We start from the raw sequence: 16,321 nt of genomic DNA, 5'->3' as shown, positions 1-16,321 counted from the left end.
CGGTCGGCGGCAACGCGACCGGCAGCACATGCCACGCCCAGTCCCTGCCGGAGGCGGGAAACTCGACCAGCGGAAGCCGCACCCGCAGTCGGGCGGTGCGGTCGCCGGTGCGCCGCAGGGTCACCAGTTGCCGGTCGGCCGCCGCCAAGACCACCTGCGCCGCAACGTCCGGCGGCCCCTCCACCTCGGTCAGATCGGCCGGGAACGCGCCATACTCGTCAAGATAGGCGCGAACCTGCCGGGTCCGGTTCCGGATGTCCGCTGCCGTCACCCCGTCCGGCAGCAGCGCACGCAGCGCCTCCCACTCGGCGCCCGTACGCGCACCCGTAGCCTGCGGCCAGGTCGCCACGATCGCCGCCACCAGGCGACGCCGGTGCAACGCCAGCCGCAACAGGCGAGCGGCCTGCTCCTGCGCGCACCGCAACACCCGATCACACACATGCACGCCTGAGGGCGGACCCACGGCCCAGCCGAGCCGTCGCAGGGCCATCCAGCCCTTCGACGGCAACACCCGCCCGTCCAGCCCCACCCCGGACGCCAAAGCGTCCAGATCAACCGGATTCCACCCGGGCGGCCACCAGGCGGGCGGTCAGGTCGCGTGCCAGGCTGGCCAGCCAGGCCACCCGCCGCACCAGCAGCGGCTGAGGAACGACTTCGCCGCTCGCTTCCTGCACCGCCGCGTGAGCGGTGCAGGAAGCGGTGGCAGTGAGTTCACTCATGCACCGCTCCAGCCTCCGGGCAGGCGGAATCCCGGGTGGGCGGACGGTGACGCACCGCGCTCGGATCGGCCGTCCTGTGAGCACTGCCCGACAGTCGGCGACCACGCGCGGACGAGGGTGCCGGCCGGGCGGCGGCCGCACCACACGGTCGGCGCGGCCCGATCGCTGGGAAGCCGGTATGCCTGCATATCCGCACCCCCGCCCCCGGAACACAACCTCACGATTGGTAATTGAAAGATTACCATCCGTTGGCCTTGGTGGATAGAACAGGTGAACGACAACGCTCCGATTCGCCTGCCCGCCAGGCCAGAACCAGCCGCAACCTGTCGCGTTGCGGGCGTCCAAACAGCGGCGCCGCAGGCAACCGGTTCGGCTGGCGCCTCGCCGAACCATGACAGGCCCTGCGGAACGATCCCGCTCGGCCCAGCCGACCCCACCGATCAAGAGGAAACCTCGACGACCATGGCGGATGTTCAGGTTTTCATAGCGAATATGAAGCAGCAGTTCATACCCTCGAAGACATGCTCGGATCCGGAACCACACTCAACGATCGCTACACGCTGATCGGCCGCGTGGGCGGCGGCGGCATGGGCGAGGTCTGGCGGGCCACCGACACGGTGCTCGGCCGGACCGTGGCGGTCAAGGTGCTCATCCCCGCCCTGACCGAGGACCCGAAGTTCGCCCAGCGCTTCCAGAACGAGGCCAGGGCGATGGCCACGCTGCGGCATCCCGGCGTGGTCGACGTCTACGACTACGGCACCTCCGAGGTCGACGGGCGCCAGGTGAGCTTCCTGGTGATGGAGTTCGTCGAGGGCGAGTCGCTCGACCGCGTCCTGCGCCGCGAGGCGCTCGATCCGGCGGCCACCATGCGGCTGGTCGCCGAGGTCGGCGACGCGCTGGCCGCCGCCCACGCGCAGGGCATCGTGCACCGCGACGTCAAACCGGCCAACCTGATGGTCCGGCCCGACGGCAGCGTGGCGCTCACCGACTTCGGCATCGCCCACTCGGTCTCCGCGGTCCAGCTGACGGCCACCGGCGCCATGCTCTGCTCGGCCGGATACTGCGCCCCCGAGATGGCCACCGCCAGTGACGTCACCCCGGCCGTCGACGTCTACGCGCTCGGCGTGGTCGCCTACCAGTGCCTGACCGGGCGGTTGCCGTTCGATGGCGACACTCCTGTCCAGATCATCTACAAGCATCTGCACGCCCCCGTCCCGGACCTACCCGCCGACGTGCCGTCGGGGCCGCGCCAGGTCGTGACGCGAGCGCTGGAAAAGACGCCGGACCGGCGCTGGCCGACGGCCACGCTGATGGCCGAGGCGGCGAGGAAGGCCTCCGACGCGCCTGACTCACTGAGCTCGCTGAGCTCGCTGGGCTCAGCGGACCTGCCGCCCACGCCCGACTTGCCGGACTCGCCAAATTTACTGGATTTGCCCCCCACGCCACGTGGCCGCCGGGCGCTGGCCGCCGCGCTGGCCGTGGCCGTCGCCGTCCTGGTGAGCCTGGCGGTCGCCGGATCGGTGTGGATCCGCAGCGACCAGGCGGCCGAGCAGAGCGGCAGCGTCCTGCCCCCCGTCACGCCCGCCTCGAGCACACACCCGACCGCCGCCACGCCGAGCAGGAAGCCACTGGCGCCTCCGTCGAAGCACTCCCCCACCGCGCGGCCGATCATCTCCCAGACACCGACCGCCACCGCGACGGCCACCCCCCGCCCGACCGTGACCAAACCGACGGCCACCCCGACCTCCGACGCCCCCGAGCCGACCGACAAGCCCACCGCCACGCCCGAGCCGACGGAGCCCACGATCGAGCCCCCGGTCAGCGAGCCGCCGAGCGACATCCAGTGCATCAAGGCGCCCTGCCCCAGCTAGCTTGCTGACCACCTAGTCCGGACATGTGGCCATCCGGCCATGAGAAGGTAATCGGGTGGATACGACTCGCGATCTGCTCGTAGCGCTGGCCCGCCGCTACGCCTTCTCCGACCTCGGAGCACTGGCCTCATCCGAGGAGATCGCCGACGTGTGCGAGTTCGGCAGCCGGCTGCTCTCGCTGGACGCCGAGGACTTCGCGGTCGAGGCGAAGTCCGTGCCCGCGGACCTGCGGCGGCGGGCACGGGCCTGCCACATGCCGCAGACCCCGCGCGAGCAGCCACGCGGCGCGCTGGAGTCGCTGCGGCCCGCCTACGGGCTGCTGCTGGAGGTCATCGCCGTCCGCTGGCAGCGTCGCGAGCTGAGCCCGATGATCGCCGCCGTCCACATCGCCAGCGAATACCTGCCACTGCTGGCCTACGAGCCGCATCTCGGCCATGCCGGCGACCCCGCGCGCTGGCCTCCCGGGCTGAGCGCGCCGGGCAGCAGGTTCGGCGTGATCGGCGACCGCGAGTGCGACCACACCAAGTCCGAGCAGTCGGCCACCAACCGGACCCTGCGGGTGGCGAGCGAGCCGCCCGAGGGCTGGCGCGCGTACTTCGACCGGCAGCACAGCCAGGTGGCGGGCGCGATGGCCGTCTGCGTCGCCGACTGCCGCAACCCGTGCACGGCGATGCACTGGATCGAGCCGGAAGAACGCGCCGACCTGCACGTACGGGCCCGCACCGCGCTGGCGTTCGCGGAGACGCCGCTCGTACGCCTGCGGCACGCGGCGCCCGTCGGCCACGGCTTCGGCGTGCCCTCGCCGGAAGAGGTGCTCGACGCCTGGCAGCGCAGCCGGTCGGCGCTGGACAAGAACGAGATCGGCTCGGCCGCGCTCCAGGATGACGGGTTCCCGCTGCCCGGCCTGCCCGCGCTGTTCTCGGCCATCGGCCGCGCCCCGATCGTGCCCGCCACGCTGCTGGCGGGCGTCAGCGAGCACGTCACCGGCCTGCTCCAACGCTGACGCTTGGGCCTGCTCTTTGGGCCTGCTGGGGCCTCAACGCTCTGGGCCTGGGTTGCCCCCTGGAAGCCTCCAGGGTGACCCCGCCGCCCGCCTCGCTTACAAAGACGGGGTGGGCGTCGCCTACCGCGGGGGCGCAGGCGACGCCCGTCCTACCGCCTGGCGGTGGCCTGCTCGCCCAGCATGCCGATGCCGTACAGCAGCCCGCCCACCAGGTCACCGGCGCTGAACGCCGTAGCCATCGACATAGCGGTCAGCCGGCACGCGGTGTCGGGCAGCCGCCGCCGGGCGTTCTCGCCGGTCACGATCTCCAGCGCCCGTCCGGCGACGTCCACGAAGATCAACACCGCCTCGTCCGCCTCCTCGCCGAGCGCGGCGTGCAGCCGCTCGGCGAAGTGCCGCCGGCCGCCGACCGGCGCGCCGAGGAAGGCGCCGAAGCGCAGGCCGCTGCGCCGCTCGGCGACGTGGAGCGCCTGCCTGATGTCGTCGGCCTGGGCCGAGGTCAGCCCGCGCATCGCCATCACCATCCCGCCGAAGCTCCGCCGACGCGTCTGCCGGGCTCGGCCGTCTCCGCCATCGCGACCCAGTCGGACTCGGGCGCCGGCGCCCAATGAGCGACCCGGTCGGCCAGCACCAGGCCCGACGTGCTCACGCCGTGCTCGCTCCCGGACGGACCGCCCAACCACACCGGGCCCGTCTCCACCCTCCGCGCCGAACCCCGCCCCGGCACCATGACCGCCAGGCTGATCAGCACGAACAGAGCGAGCGAAACCCCCAAGAGAAAAGCCAGAATCTCCAGCGCGCTGTCCACACCCAAGAACGTAATCCCGGTTCGGCTGTCCGGCCAGACCCGGTCGTGAGAGAGTCTGACTCAAGATCCCCCAGACAAGGTCAACTCAACTGTGGATGCGATCGGAAGGTATCCCGTCGAGCGCGTTCTGGGCTCGGGCGCGTTCGCGACGGTGTGGCTCGGCCGGGACGACCGGCTCGACTCCTATGTGGCGATCAAGGTGCTGGCCGACAACTGGTCCGCCGAACCGGCCGTACGCGAGCGGTTCGTCAAGGAGGCCCGGCTGCTGCGCCAGGCGGACTCGCCGCGCATCGTCCAAGTCCACGACATCGGCGAACTTCCGGATGGCCGCCCGTACTTCGTCATGACTTATGCCGATATGGGGTCTTTGGCGGGGCGCGTACTGGACGGCCCCCTACCGATACCCGAGGCGCTCCGCGTCCTCGGCGAGATCGCCGAGGGCGTGACGCTGCTGCACCGGCTCGGCATCGTGCACCGCGACCTCAAGCCGTCGAACGTGCTGTTCCGCGCGCTCCCGGGCGGTGGCGAGCGCCTCATGGTGGCCGACCTCGGGGTCGCCCGCTCGCTGGCCGACGCCACCAGCCACACGATCGCGGCGGGCTCGCCCGGGTACATGGCGCCGGAGCAGATGCGCCTGGACGGCGCCCCGGACGAGCGGGCCGACGTGCACGGGCTGGGCGCCATGGCCTACCACCTGCTCACGGGCCAACTGCCCGCCTCGGGCTCGGTACGGCTGGCACCGCACCGGCTGCGGCCGGAGGTGCCGGTACGGGTGGGGGCGGCCATCATGAAGGCCATCGACCCGGACCCGGACCGCCGCTGGCCAAGCATCCCCTCCTTCGCCGCCGCCCTCAACGCCCCGGACGACGCGCCCGTGGGTTCCGTGGTCCCGGACTACGCACCCATGAGCGACGCACCCCTGGGCGACGCATTCCCGGAGTACGCGCCCGTGGGCGACGGACTCCCGCAGGAGACGCCCGTAGGCGACGGCCCCACGGAGAGGGCGCTCTCGGACGTCCAGCCCCCGGAGCGGGCGACCCCGGACGTTCGACCCTCGGAAGGGTCGGCCCCGGGCGACCGACCCCCGGAAGGGTCGGCCCCGGACGACCGACCCCCGGACGACCGACCCCTGGACGACCGACTCCCGGAGGGCGGGCTCCCGGCGAGGGCGCTCCCAGGGGTTCGGCTCCCGGAGGACAGACTGCCGGAGAGGGCGCTCCCGGTGGGCGGGACGGACTCGGAGCGGCGACCGGGAATCTCGCCCCCCGGATCCGCGGACGACGAGACCGCCGCGTACAGAAGCACGGACACCGGCGAGGACGCAAGCGGCCGTGCGGCCGCAGGTGCAGATGCGATCGCGGATGCGGATGCGGACGCAAGTGCAAACGCATCCGCAACTGCGGGCCCAGGTAGAGGCGCAGACCACGGTGGCGGCGCGGGAGCGCGCACAGGCGGTGGGACCGGACCGAGTGGTGGAGCCGGACCAGGTGGTGGAGCCGGACCAGGTGGTGGAGCCGGACCGGGGGGAGGCGCAGGCCCGAGGGGAGGCGCAGGCCCGGGGGCAAGTGCGGGCGGAGTCCTGGGAGCGGCCGCAGGTAGTAGGACCGGACCTGGTGGTGGGGCAAGCCCGCGGGGAGGCGCAGGCCCGGGGCCGAGCGCGGACGCGGGCGCAGGCTCTGGCGCGGATCTGGACGCGGATGCGGATCTGGACGAGGGTGCGGATCTGGACGCGGATGCGGATCTGGACGAAGGTGCGGATCTGGACGAGGGTGCGGATCTGGGCGCGGATGCGGGGCGGGGCAAGGCGGTGCTCGCCGGGGTGGGCGCCGTGACTGTCGCCCTGGCCGTGGTCGTCGCGGTGCTCGCGCTGCGTCCCACCGACCGGTCGTCCACGGTGACCGGCTCACCATCCGGATCCTCAGCGCCGTTCGGATCCGCAGGACCGTCCGCGTCCGTAGGACTGTCCGGATCAGCAGGAGCGTCCGCATCCGCAGGACCGTCTGCATCCGCACAGTCGGCCGGATCTCCGAGCGCGGCCGGAACGCCACGGGCTTCCGAGCCAGGGCCGCCGAAGGAGGGGATGGGGTTGCGGGCGGATGCGGATATCCCGTCTCAGTACCGGGCGCTGATCATCCAGGCGGGCACCTGGTGCCACGACGTCGCGGGTCTGTCGCCGGCGCTCGTGGCCGGGGTGGTCAAGGCGGCCAGCGACTTCGACCCCGACCTGAGCGACCCGGCCGCCGACGAGTTCGGCATCGCCAGATGGACCCCCAGGGTCCTCCAGTACTGGCAGCCCAACGGGATCAACGACCCGATGCCGAAGCCGCCCTTCTCCCCCGAGCTGTCCCTGCCCGCGATGGGCCGCTTCTTCTGCGGGCTCGGCCCTCAGATCGCCGACGTGCCAGGGGACCCGGCCGCCAAGCTGGCCGCTCTCTACGTGTCCGGCGTGGTGCCGGTGAGGCGGGAACAGGGCGTGCCGGCCAAGTGGAAGGCCCACGTACAGCAGGTCCTGAAATATCGGGACCAGTATCAGTCCTGACAGCCACCACCGACCATCACGCCAGCGACAACGACAGCAGGCCGCACACCAGCAACGATAAGGTTCCAGGGCCACCAGATCGCCGGTCGCCCCAGAAGCCGCCCCTGGCCGCCCCAACCTGGGCCGACAGGGAGATCAACGTGCGTTCGGCGCCCAGGCGGCCCGCCAGCATGACGCCGATCGTCAGCCCGTCGGCGGTCCAGTGCAGCGGCAGGTTCGCGGCGGGCTGGCCGGTCACGTTTTGACGCGCTCCTCGCCCTGAAGAGGCGAGGATTCCCGTGCTGCTTACGCAGCAGTCCATGCCGCGTAAACAGCACGAGCTGTGGAACAGGATGCTTGACGCTTCACCGACCCGCCTACCGGCAAGTCTCCACGTCCTGTCACCGCCCGCCCGGCGGCCTCGTCGTACCGATGAATCCAGGAAGTGATCTCACAGCCAGCTTGGTTATCGCTTGCCCGTTCGATCACGGAAACCTTACCGTACGTGATTGAGATGTCGCAAGCAGTTCCGATCGCTGCCCGCTCACGCCCCAAAGGGCACCGGCGCGCGGGCCTCCACCATCCCGCCTGGAGACGGGAGCACTGGCCTGCATCTCGGTAGATCGCGGGGAAGGCGGCTAACCCCTTCGGGCGTAGCGGGCGATGCGCAGCCGGCCCGGATCGCGTCCGGCGCAGGCCAGGAACGTGCCTTCGTGCGGCGGCGCGAGATAGAGGTCGCCGGGATTGTTGTGCGCCATCACGTCGAGCAGCGCCGCGGCGTCGGCGACGGTACGGGCGAGGGGACCGTTCGTCGACAGGCCCGCGAGGTCGGGGATGATCGGCGCGAAGCTGATCCGGCCACGGGTGGGTTTGATGCCGAACAGCCCGCACACCGACGCCGGGATGCGGATCGAACCGGCCCCGTCGCTGCCCTGCGCGGCCGGCGCCAGCCCGGCGGCCACGGCCGCGGCGGCGCCGCCGCTCGACCCGCCCGCGGAGGTACGCGGATCCCATGGCGAGCGAGAGGGCGGCGAGAGGGCGGTCTCGGTGTAGCAGGGCAGGCCGAACTCCGGTGTCGCGGTCTTCCCCAGCATCACCGTGCCCGCCTCACGCAGGCGCTCGACCACCGTGTCGTCCACCGGGGCGACGAAACCCCGGTATGTCGACGACCCGAACATGATGGGCACGTCCTTCACCAGGTTAAGATCCTTTATAGGGATCGGCACTCCGGCGAGGGGTCCGTCTGGCAGCTCCTTGGTCAGACGGTGCGCCTGTTCGAGGGCTCTCTCGGCGGTCACCGTCACATACGCACCCACCTGTGGATCGATTCGCTCGATCCGATCGAGGTGGTGCCGCGTGAGCTCGACCGGCGAAATCTCCTGGTCACGGATGGCTTGCGCCTGCTCGAGCGCCGAAAGCTCGTGAAGTTCTCGCACGCTACCGCACACTAGGCATCTCTAGAGAAGAACGTAATAGATACCCGGAAAACGGGCGTAGAACACGGTGAGCTGGGCCATAAAACTATGGACAAGGCAGCACTAGGAATCGACAAGAACCACGGGCTACGGTGAGTTACGTGGACTCCGACCATCAGCGAGAAGACGGTCACAACTCCTCACCCATCTGGGTGAGTGACCGACCCGAAGGCGAGCCGGCCCCCGCGAAGCAATCGGCGCCCACGTCAACCTACGCGCCCATCGAGCGCGCGTCGTTGCGCAGCCTGCTCCAACAACCACGCTTCCGCCGCATGCGCAACCGCGCCCTGCTGGCGATCCCCGTTGGCGTGGTCGTGGGCATCCTCGTGGGCGACTGGCGGGTAGGCGTGACCGCGGGCGTGATCGCGGCCATCCTCGACACTGTCTACCGAGCGCGATCCAACTCGACCGTGCCGGCCTGGCGCCGTGCCTCCATCGCGGAGCGCCGCACCGAGGCCCAACTGCGCAAACTCGAACGCAACGGCTATCGCACGCTCCACGCGCGGGCGATACCGGACAGCGAGGCCCAGATCGACCACCTCGTGGTGGGCCCGACGGGCGTCTACGCGGTCGACTCCGAGAAGTGGGACAAACGGCTGCCCGTACGCGTCCAGATGGGCAAGAAGCTCTTCCACGGGCCGTTCGACATGAAGCCACGTCTCACCGAGGCCAAATGGGAGGCTTCGCGGGCCAGCGAGCTGATCAGCGAGGTCTACGGCAAGGAGATCTCCGTCGTGCCCTCGCTGGCCATCTACGGGCCGCCCGTGCCGTGGAAGATCATGACGATCCGCGGCGTGGACGTCTATGAGGGCGGCCGTGCCCGCAAGTGGATCACCAAGCGGGAGCGGGCGCTCACCAAGGCGGAGATCGACCGCCTGCACGACATCGCGGCCCAGGTCCTGCCCGCGAGATACGGCGAGGACTGACCGACCGAGCTCTGAAGGCACGCCCGTCGACAGTCTGACGGGCGTGCTTTCGGCAGTTCCGGAGGCGCGCCCCGCATGGCCGGGATCCACCCAGCTCGCCGCCGTACGCGTTCCGAGCGGTGGACAGTTGTCTCAGCAACCGGGCAAATGGTCGTACGATGTGAGGACTCGCAACGATGGGAGAAGTTCAATGCCCGCCCTCAGGTCTCGTACGGTCACCCATGGCAGGAACATGGTCGGCGCCCGCGCCCTCCTCCGGGCGACCGGCGTAGCCGGGAGCGATTTCGGCAAACCCATCATCGCCGTGGCCAACAGTTTCACGCAGTTCGTGCCCGGCCACGTTCATCTGCGCGACGTCGGCGACGTGGTGTCCGCCGCGATCCGCGAGGCGGGGGCGATCCCGCGTGAGTTCAACACGATCGCGGTCGACGACGGCATCGCGATGGGCCACGGCGGCATGCTCTACTCGCTGCCGTCGCGCGAGCTGATCGCCGACGCCGTGGAGTACATGGTCAACGCCCACTGCGCCGACGCCATGATCTGCGTCTCCAACTGCGACAAGATCACGCCGGGCATGCTGCTGGCCGCCTTCCGGCTCAACATCCCGACGATCTTCGTCTCGGGCGGGCCGATGGAGGCGGGCAAGACGCCCGGCCGCAAGCTCGACCTGATCGACCCGATGGTCGCCGCCGCCGACAGCAGCGTCTCCGACGAGGACCTGCTGGAGATGGAGGAGAACGCCTGCCCGACCTGCGGGTCGTGCTCGGGCATGTTCACCGCCAACTCCATGAACTGCCTGGCCGAGGCGATCGGCCTCGCGCTGCCGGGCAACGGCACGATCCTGGCCACGCACAAGGCGCGCAAGAACCTGTTCGAGGACGCCGGGCGCCAGCTCGTGGAGATCACCCGCCGCTACTACGAGGACGGCGACGAGTCGGTGCTGCCGCGCTCGATCGCCACCAGCGAGGCCTTCGAGAACGCGATGGCGCTGGACGTGGCGATGGGCGGCTCGACCAACACGATCCTGCACATCCTGGCCGCGGCCCGCGAGGCCGAGGTCGACTTCGGGCTCAAGGAGATCAACGAGATCTCCCTGCGCGTGCCGTGCCTGTGCAAGGTGGCTCCGGCGACGAACAAATACCACGTCGAGGACGTGCACCGCGCGGGCGGCATCCCGGCCATCCTGGGTGAGCTCGACCGCGCCGGGCTGCTCCACCGCGACGTGCCGACGGTCAACGGCACCACGCTCGGCGAGACGATCGCCGCCTGGGACCCCCAGTCGCCCACGGTGCGGCCCGAGGCCCTGGAGCTGTGGCACGCGGCGCCGGGCAACGTCCGCACGGTCAAGCCATACTCGCAGGGCAACCGCTGGGACTCCCTCGACCTCGACCGGGCCGAGGGCTGCGTGCGCGACCTGGCGCACGCCTACAGCGCGGACGGCGGGCTCGCGGTGCTCTACGGCAACATCTCGCGTGACGGCGCCGTGGTGAAGACGGCCGGGGTCGACGACTCGATCTGGAAGTTCAGCGGGCCGGCGGTGGTGTTCGAGTCGCAGGAGCAGGCGGTCGAGGGCATCCTCGGCGACCGGGTCAAGGAGGGCGACGTGGTCGTCATCCGCTACGAGGGGCCGAAGGGCGGGCCGGGCATGCAGGAGATGCTTTACCCGACGTCGTTCCTCAAGGGCCGGGGCCTGGGCAAGGCGTGCGCGCTGGTCACCGACGGCCGCTTCTCCGGCGGCACGTCCGGGCTGTCGATCGGGCACGCCTCTCCGGAGGCGGCCGAGGGCGGCATGATCGCGCTGGTCGAGGACGGCGACACGATCGAGATCGACATCCCCAACCGGTCGATGGAGCTCCGGGTCCCCGAGGCCGAGCTGGCGGAGCGCCGTACGCGCCTGCTCGCCGACCTGGGCGGCTACCGGCCCCGCGACCGCAACCGGCCGGTCAGCGCCGCCCTCCAGGCGTACGCGGCGATGACGACGTCGGCCTCCACGGGCGCCTCTCGCGACCTCTCCCAGCTGTCTAGATAAGTTTCTTTTACGGCAGGCACGGTGGGCCCCACCCGCCGTGCCTGCTGGCGTCTGTCCAGGGGCACGCTCCTCCGGTTCACCGGCTGAGCGCCGTGACGTGCGTCTTGCCGGCCATGGCTTCCGTCAATGGTCGGCCGTGGCTTCCATGCCTGGTCAGCCCTGGCTTCCCTCCGCGATGGCGTGCCGCCTCCGCCCGTGGGGACGTGGCGGGTTCCGTCAGCGTGGCCTGCGGCTTCCATCAGTGGTGGCATGGCGGCTTTCGCCAGTCGTGGTGTGGCGTCTGACAGCCTTATTCGTTCGATACATGGTGCTTACCAGCCGTACAGGCTTTCGAAAACTGTCGGTGGTCGTCTCTATTGTGGGGGTATGGCTACAGGCGTGAACTCCCACACTCGCCCGCTGACCACCGCCGAGATCGCTGCCCTCGCCCTGTCCCTCGCTCATCTGGGGTCCGGTCCACAGGCCGTCACCGCCAGGCGCGGTCTGCAGCACGCGCTCGAGCATCTGGAGCTCGACGATGATGTCATCGCCACCACCCTCACGACGCTCACTGAGCCGCTGCCCGTGGACATCGCGTCGCGGGCCAGGCTCATCGCGGACGCGATCACCAGCAGGCTGATGATTCGTCTGCACTATCGGGATGCTTCAGGACATGTCACGGCTCGGGATGTCGAGCCGGTGACGTGCCTGGTGCATCGCGAATACTGGTATCTCGTCGGGGTCTGCCGGATGCGGCGCGCCATCCGGGCGTTCCGGTTCGACCGGATTCTCGCGGTCGAGCCGACGCTGACCCCGTCCCGGCCGCACCTGGCCGACCGGTTCCTGCCGTTCCAGCGACGCAAGCGGGCTCGCGCCGCCTAAGGAGCGTCCCTCCCGGAGGCCGGGCGGGACTCGCAGCACCTAGCGAGCACCCGCCGGAAGACTGGGTCGAGGCCCGACCCGTCGCGCCCAGCCGTCGGCGCGGCGGGTCGGCTTGATGACGTGCGGCACCGCCGGCCAGCCGGTGAACCCGGGCGTCAGCCGCAGCATCCCCCGCCGCAGCAGCCGCCCGAGCTCGGCGCGGCGGCGCCGCCGGTCATCGCGACCGTGGAGAGCAACCTGACGGTGTCGTCGTGCCCCTCGGGGCACGCGGCCGCCTCGTCGGAGGCGGCCATCGGGCGGGTCACCTCGAAGGTGGACCCGCAGGCACGGCAGCGAAAGTCATAGCGCGGCATGCCCCCAAGACTACGGCAAACCACGCTACGGCAGAGAGCCGAAGGTCACCTGGGCGTAGTCGTGGACGGGCTCGTAGCCGATCGACCGGTAGACGGCGTTGCTCGTCGGATTGGCCAGGTCGGCGAAGAGCACCACCTGCTCACAGCGCGTCTCCAGCGCCACCCGGCTGGCGAACGCGGTGACCGCGGCGCCGTACCCCCGTCTGCGGCAGGACTGCGGCGTGTACACCGGCCCGACGCGGCAGACGCCGCCCGCCGCGGGCGACAGGGCGGCCATCGATACCGGGACCCCGTCCGCCTCCCACATGAACAGCTGCCGCCCGGCCAGCCGGTGCTCGACCTGCTGGACGGGATCCCCACCTACGCCCAGACCCACCTCCTCGCCGAACGCCTGGAACCAGGCGACCAGCAGGGGAAAGTCGGCGACACCCGCCAGTCGGCCGTGGCCGGCCGTGTCGGGGACGATCAGGGCGCCGAGGCGGTAGAGGCGCTCCGACAGCACGGAGCGGGGCTCGCCGAGCACCTCGGAGAGCGCGCCGGTCAGCTCCAGCGGGCCCAGGACCTCCGTGAGCTCGCCCCGCCACGCCGTGACCAGCGGCGCGATGGACTCGACCGGCATACGGGCCAGGCCGATCGGATGCGGCGGCGTACGGAAGACCGCCCCCCGGACCTCGCCGTCGGTGGTCCACCAGCCGAAGGAGGCGTCATCGGCGGGCATCCCGGCGCGAACGTTGGCCAGCACCGTCAGCGGCACCGTGTTGCCCACGGGGTCGGCGAGCAGGAACGCCTCGGCGGCGCTCGCGTACTCCTCGACGTCGGTGGTGAAGGTCCACATGCCCTGGAATCCTGCCAGGAGCCGTGAAGCACGACAAAGACATTTCAGGCCCGGATCCCAGGGATCCGGGCCCGAAGGTCAGGCAGCCGCTTCCAGGTAGGGCGCCCATTGAGGATCGCCGACGAGCGAGGCGCCGATGAGCCGCCAGTGAGCGCCCCGTGGCACCGCCGGGGCGACGCGCAGCGTCCACCCCAGCTCCTCCAGGAACTTGTCGGCCTTCCTGTGGTTGCACGGCGTGCACGAGGCGACGCAGTTCTCCCAGGTGTGGGGGCCGCCCCTGGACCGGGGGACGACATGGTCGATGGTCTCGGCCCGCAGGCCGCAGTAGGCACAGCGGTAATCGTCGCGCCGCATGAGCGCGGCCCTGGTCAGGGGGATGCGAGACCGGTAGGGAATACGGACATATCTGCGCAGCCGGACCACCGAGGGCACCTCCAGCGTGCACGTCGCGGAGCGCAGGACCGCGCCCCCGCCGTCACGGTGGACGATGTCGGCCTTCTCCCGCAGCACGAGCACGATGGCTCGGTGCAGCGACAGAGTGGTGAGTGGCTCGTAAGTAGCGTTGAGCAGCAGGACTTGGCGCGTCATCGGGCCTCTCCCTGCTGCATGGGTATCAAGGGGGACATGCCGTGGCATGTCCCGGCTGTCGGCCCCTCCTGGGGCACTGGTGCTTCCGTCACGTGGACCTCCGCCGGACGGTCCAGCGGATGGTCACCACGGCACCGTCCTGTCACCAAGTCTGACGTTTACCGCGTGGTCCCCGCCACCCCATAACCCCCAGCCGGAATGACCAGAGGGACGCACGGTACGTTTTATGCCCACTTCACCAGGGCTTTACGCGCCCTGCTTGGCAGTAAGGTTCGGGCATGACGCGAGAGCCCTACCCCACAGCACGCCGCGAGGAAAGCGCCGAGATTTTGCACGACACTCCCGTCGCGGACCCCTATCGCTGGCTTGAGGATCCCGACAGCCCGGAGACGCAGGGATGGCTGCTCGCGCAGGCCGACCTGTTCAAGCGGCAGAGCAAGCCGCAGCGGTTCGGGGACCGCATCGCCGAGTTGCTCAGGTCGGGCTCCGTGGGCGTGCCCGCGTGGCGCGGCGACCGCCATTTCTTCAGCCGCCGCACGCCGGACCAGGAGCACGCGGTCTACTACGTCTCCGAAAAGGGCAGCACCGAGCGGGTCCTGATCGACCCCATGGCCATCGACCCGTCGGGCCTGACCACGCTCGATGCCGTCCAGCCGGACAAGGAGGGCCGCCTGCTCGCCTACCAGATCTCGGTGGGCGGCAACGAGGAGTCGGTCCTCTACGTCATGGACGTGGCCACCGGTGCCCGTGTCGAGGGCCCCATCGACCGGTGCCGCTACTCCCCCATCGCGTGGCTGCCCGGCGGCGAGGCGTTCTACTACGTACGCCGGCTGCCGAGCACGGAGGTGCCGGAGGGCGAGTCGCAGTTCCACCGCCGCGTCTACCTGCACCGCGTCGGCACGTCCACCGAGGACGACGTGATGATCTTCGGCGAGGGCCTGAAGATGACCAACTACTACGGCGTCTCGGTCTCGCGTGACGGCCGCTGGCTGCAGATCTCCGCCAGTGAGGGCACGGCGCCGCGCAACGACCTGTGGGTGGCCGACCTGACCGCCTCCTCGCCCGACAGGCCCGACCTCCAGGTCGTTCAGGAGGACGTGGACGCCCAAACAGGGTTCTCGTTCGGCCGCGACGGCAGGCTGTACATCCACACCGACCGCGACGCGCCGCGCGTCCGGATCTGCGTCACCGACCCGGAGACGCCCGGCTTCGACAACTGGCGCGACCTGATCCCGGAGGACTCCGAAGCGGTGCTGTCCGACTTCGCGATCCTCGACGACCTCGAGCGCCCGGTCATGCTGGTCAGCTGGACCCGTCACGCGATCAGCGAGATCACGGTGCACGACCTGGCCACCGGCGAGCGGATCGGCGAGGTGCCGGCCCCCGGCCTCGGCTCGATCGGCGGCATCGCCGAGCGCCCCGAGGGCGGCCACGAGGCGTGGTTCGGCTACACCGACAACACCACGCCGCCGACCATCCAGCGCTACGACGCCAGGACCGGCGAGACCACGCTCTGGGCCGCCTCGCCGGGCGTGGTGGACGTGCCGCCGGTGCGTACGTCCCAGGTCGTCTACCGGTCCAAGGACGGCACCGACGTCCGCATGCTGGTCATCTCGCCGGTCGACGGCGACGGGCCGCGCCCGACCATCCTGTACGGCTACGGCGGCTTCGGGCTGTCCATGACCCCCGGCTACTCCGCCTCGGTGCTCGCCTGGGTGGAGGCGGGCGGCGTCTACGTGATCGCCAACCTGCGCGGCGGCGGCGAGGAAGGCGAGGACTGGCACCGCGCCGGCATGCTCGGCAACAAGCAGAACGTCTTCGACGACTTCCACGCCGCTGCCGAGCACCTCATCGCGACCGGCGTGACGACGTCCGAGCAGCTGGCGATCTCCGGCGGCTCCAACGGCGGGCTGCTGGTGGGGGCGGCGCTGACGCAGCGTCCCGAGCTGTACGCGGCCGTCGCCTGCTCCGCGCCGCTGCTGGACATGATCCGTTACGAGCAGTTCGGGCTGGGGGCGACCTGGAACGTCGAGTACGGCTCGGCCGCCGACCCCGACGGGTTCGGCTGGTTGTCGGCTTATTCGCCGTATCACCAGGTCCGCGAGGGCGTGGCGTACCCCGCGACGCTGTTCACGGTCTTCCAGTCGGACACGCGCGTGCACCCGCTGCACGCGTGGAAGATGTGCGCGGCGCTGCAGCACGCCTCCACGGGTGAGGGGCCGATCGTGCTGCGCAACGAGACCGAGGTGGGCCATGGCGCCCGTTCGATCAGCAGGTCGGTCGATCTGTCGGCTGACACGCTGACGTTCCTGGCCCGGCACACCGGCCTGTAGCC

Annotated in this window: 15 protein-coding genes and 2 pseudogenes; 8 read left to right on the top strand and 9 right to left on the bottom strand. The window is 70.6% G+C overall.

Going from position 1 to position 16,321, the window contains the following annotated elements; all coding sequences use genetic code 11:
- A pseudogene (locus AB0J16_RS28470) lies at nucleotides 1–541 on the bottom strand (transposase); the annotation flags it as partial.
- A 10-nt stretch (nucleotides 542–551) separates the two neighbouring features.
- Nucleotides 552–719 carry a hypothetical protein gene (locus AB0J16_RS28465; protein WP_358544874.1) on the bottom strand — a complete coding sequence of 56 codons (168 nt, stop codon included), beginning with the start codon at nucleotides 717–719 and terminating at the stop codon, nucleotides 552–554.
- A gap of 521 nt (nucleotides 720–1,240) precedes the next feature.
- Here AB0J16_RS28465 and AB0J16_RS28460 point away from each other — a divergent pair.
- Together AB0J16_RS28460 and AB0J16_RS28455 are read left to right on the top strand one after the other, a co-directional pair.
- Nucleotides 1,241–2,590 carry a protein kinase gene (locus AB0J16_RS28460; RefSeq protein ID WP_358544873.1) on the top strand — a complete coding sequence of 450 codons (1,350 nt, stop codon included), beginning with the start codon at nucleotides 1,241–1,243 and terminating at the stop codon, nucleotides 2,588–2,590.
- A 55-nt stretch (nucleotides 2,591–2,645) separates the two neighbouring features.
- The gene (locus AB0J16_RS28455; RefSeq protein ID WP_358544871.1) at nucleotides 2,646–3,593 is read left to right on the top strand and encodes a hypothetical protein; all 948 of its coding nucleotides are present in this window, start codon (nucleotides 2,646–2,648) and stop codon (nucleotides 3,591–3,593) included.
- A 149-nt stretch (nucleotides 3,594–3,742) separates the two neighbouring features.
- On the opposite strand, the gene AB0J16_RS28450 is transcribed toward AB0J16_RS28455, so the two are convergent.
- Both AB0J16_RS28450 and AB0J16_RS28445 read right to left on the bottom strand, forming a co-directional pair.
- The gene (locus AB0J16_RS28450; RefSeq protein WP_357953526.1) at nucleotides 3,743–4,105 is read right to left on the bottom strand and encodes a DUF5130 family protein; all 363 of its coding nucleotides are present in this window, start codon (nucleotides 4,103–4,105) and stop codon (nucleotides 3,743–3,745) included.
- A 5-nt stretch (nucleotides 4,106–4,110) separates the two neighbouring features.
- A complete protein-coding gene (locus tag AB0J16_RS28445; RefSeq protein ID WP_358544870.1) occupies nucleotides 4,111–4,401 on the bottom strand; it encodes a hypothetical protein in 291 nt (96 codons plus the stop codon).
- A 91-nt stretch (nucleotides 4,402–4,492) separates the two neighbouring features.
- On the opposite strand from AB0J16_RS28445, the gene AB0J16_RS28440 reads away from it, so the two are divergent.
- Complete coding sequence (locus AB0J16_RS28440) at nucleotides 4,493–6,940, top strand: serine/threonine-protein kinase (RefSeq protein WP_358544868.1); 2,448 nt, start codon at nucleotides 4,493–4,495, stop codon at nucleotides 6,938–6,940.
- A 16-nt stretch (nucleotides 6,941–6,956) separates the two neighbouring features.
- Here AB0J16_RS28440 and AB0J16_RS28435 read toward each other — a convergent pair.
- Together AB0J16_RS28435 and AB0J16_RS28430 are read right to left on the bottom strand one after the other, a co-directional pair.
- A pseudogene (locus AB0J16_RS28435) lies at nucleotides 6,957–7,181 on the bottom strand (hypothetical protein); the annotation flags it as partial.
- A gap of 376 nt (nucleotides 7,182–7,557) precedes the next feature.
- Complete coding sequence (locus tag AB0J16_RS28430) at nucleotides 7,558–8,223, bottom strand: amidase (protein ID WP_358544882.1); 666 nt, start codon at nucleotides 8,221–8,223, stop codon at nucleotides 7,558–7,560.
- On the opposite strand from AB0J16_RS28430, the gene AB0J16_RS28425 reads away from it, so the two are divergent.
- The 4 genes from AB0J16_RS28425 to AB0J16_RS28410 all read left to right on the top strand — a co-directional run bounded on the left by AB0J16_RS28425 (nucleotide 8,185) and on the right by AB0J16_RS28410 (nucleotide 12,210).
- Nucleotides 8,185–8,370: a hypothetical protein gene (locus AB0J16_RS28425; RefSeq protein WP_358544883.1), complete on the top strand. Its 186-nt coding sequence runs from the start codon at nucleotides 8,185–8,187 to the stop codon at nucleotides 8,368–8,370. The genes AB0J16_RS28430 and AB0J16_RS28425 overlap by 39 nt on opposite strands.
- Before the next feature lie 296 nt (nucleotides 8,371–8,666).
- Nucleotides 8,667–9,320 (top strand): nuclease-related domain-containing protein, encoded by a 654-nt coding sequence (locus tag AB0J16_RS28420; protein WP_358544866.1) that lies wholly within the window; start codon nucleotides 8,667–8,669, stop codon nucleotides 9,318–9,320.
- Nucleotides 9,321–9,510: 190 nt separating this feature from the next.
- On the top strand, nucleotides 9,511–11,349 hold the full coding sequence (gene ilvD, locus AB0J16_RS28415) for a dihydroxy-acid dehydratase (protein WP_358544864.1): 1,839 nt from the start codon (nucleotides 9,511–9,513) through the stop codon (nucleotides 11,347–11,349).
- Between the two features lie 366 nt (nucleotides 11,350–11,715).
- A complete protein-coding gene (locus tag AB0J16_RS28410; protein ID WP_358544863.1) occupies nucleotides 11,716–12,210 on the top strand; it encodes a WYL domain-containing protein in 495 nt (164 codons plus the stop codon).
- A gap of 155 nt (nucleotides 12,211–12,365) precedes the next feature.
- On the opposite strand, the gene AB0J16_RS28405 is transcribed toward AB0J16_RS28410, so the two are convergent.
- From AB0J16_RS28405 to AB0J16_RS28395, 3 genes are all read right to left on the bottom strand, one after another.
- Nucleotides 12,366–12,563, bottom strand: coding sequence for a zinc ribbon domain-containing protein (locus AB0J16_RS28405; protein ID WP_357953535.1), 198 nt, complete (start codon nucleotides 12,561–12,563; stop codon nucleotides 12,366–12,368).
- A 25-nt stretch (nucleotides 12,564–12,588) separates the two neighbouring features.
- Nucleotides 12,589–13,398 carry a GNAT family N-acetyltransferase gene (locus AB0J16_RS28400; RefSeq protein WP_358544861.1) on the bottom strand — a complete coding sequence of 270 codons (810 nt, stop codon included), beginning with the start codon at nucleotides 13,396–13,398 and terminating at the stop codon, nucleotides 12,589–12,591.
- 78 nt (nucleotides 13,399–13,476) lie between these two features.
- Nucleotides 13,477–13,986 (bottom strand): HNH endonuclease, encoded by a 510-nt coding sequence (locus AB0J16_RS28395; protein WP_357953539.1) that lies wholly within the window; start codon nucleotides 13,984–13,986, stop codon nucleotides 13,477–13,479.
- 278 nt (nucleotides 13,987–14,264) lie between these two features.
- Here AB0J16_RS28395 and AB0J16_RS28390 point away from each other — a divergent pair, with 278 nt between their 5' ends.
- Entirely contained in the window at nucleotides 14,265–16,319 is a 2,055-nt protein-coding gene (locus AB0J16_RS28390) for a prolyl oligopeptidase family serine peptidase (protein WP_358544859.1), read from the top strand.
- Nucleotides 16,320–16,321: the final 2 nt, after the last annotated feature.

Origin of the sequence: Nonomuraea sp. NPDC049750 (assembly GCF_040659625.1) — a bacterium.
Taxonomy (GTDB): Bacteria; Actinomycetota; Actinomycetes; order Streptosporangiales; family Streptosporangiaceae; genus Nonomuraea.
The sequence above is the reverse complement of the archived record's forward strand: the minus strand, read 5'-3'. Positions and strand labels throughout refer to the sequence as shown.

Excerpts from the sequence above, each read along its gene's own strand:
- AB0J16_RS28465 (WP_358544874.1), bottom strand. The coding sequence starts at position 719 with ATGAGTGAACTCACTGCCACCGCTTCCTGCACCGCTCACGCGGCGGTG.
- AB0J16_RS28460 (WP_358544873.1), top strand. The coding sequence starts at position 1,241 with ATGCTCGGATCCGGAACCACACTCAACGATCGCTACACGCTGATCGGC.
- AB0J16_RS28450 (WP_357953526.1), bottom strand. The coding sequence starts at position 4,105 with ATGCGCGGGCTGACCTCGGCCCAGGCCGACGACATCAGGCAGGCGCTC.
- AB0J16_RS28420 (WP_358544866.1), top strand. The coding sequence starts at position 8,667 with ATGCGCAACCGCGCCCTGCTGGCGATCCCCGTTGGCGTGGTCGTGGGC.
- ilvD (WP_358544864.1), top strand. The coding sequence starts at position 9,511 with ATGCCCGCCCTCAGGTCTCGTACGGTCACCCATGGCAGGAACATGGTC.
- AB0J16_RS28410 (WP_358544863.1), top strand. The coding sequence starts at position 11,716 with ATGGCTACAGGCGTGAACTCCCACACTCGCCCGCTGACCACCGCCGAG.
- AB0J16_RS28405 (WP_357953535.1), bottom strand. The coding sequence starts at position 12,563 with ATGCCGCGCTATGACTTTCGCTGCCGTGCCTGCGGGTCCACCTTCGAG.
- AB0J16_RS28400 (WP_358544861.1), bottom strand. The coding sequence starts at position 13,398 with ATGTGGACCTTCACCACCGACGTCGAGGAGTACGCGAGCGCCGCCGAG.
- AB0J16_RS28395 (WP_357953539.1), bottom strand. The coding sequence starts at position 13,986 with ATGACGCGCCAAGTCCTGCTGCTCAACGCTACTTACGAGCCACTCACC.
- AB0J16_RS28390 (WP_358544859.1), top strand. The coding sequence starts at position 14,265 with ATGACGCGAGAGCCCTACCCCACAGCACGCCGCGAGGAAAGCGCCGAG.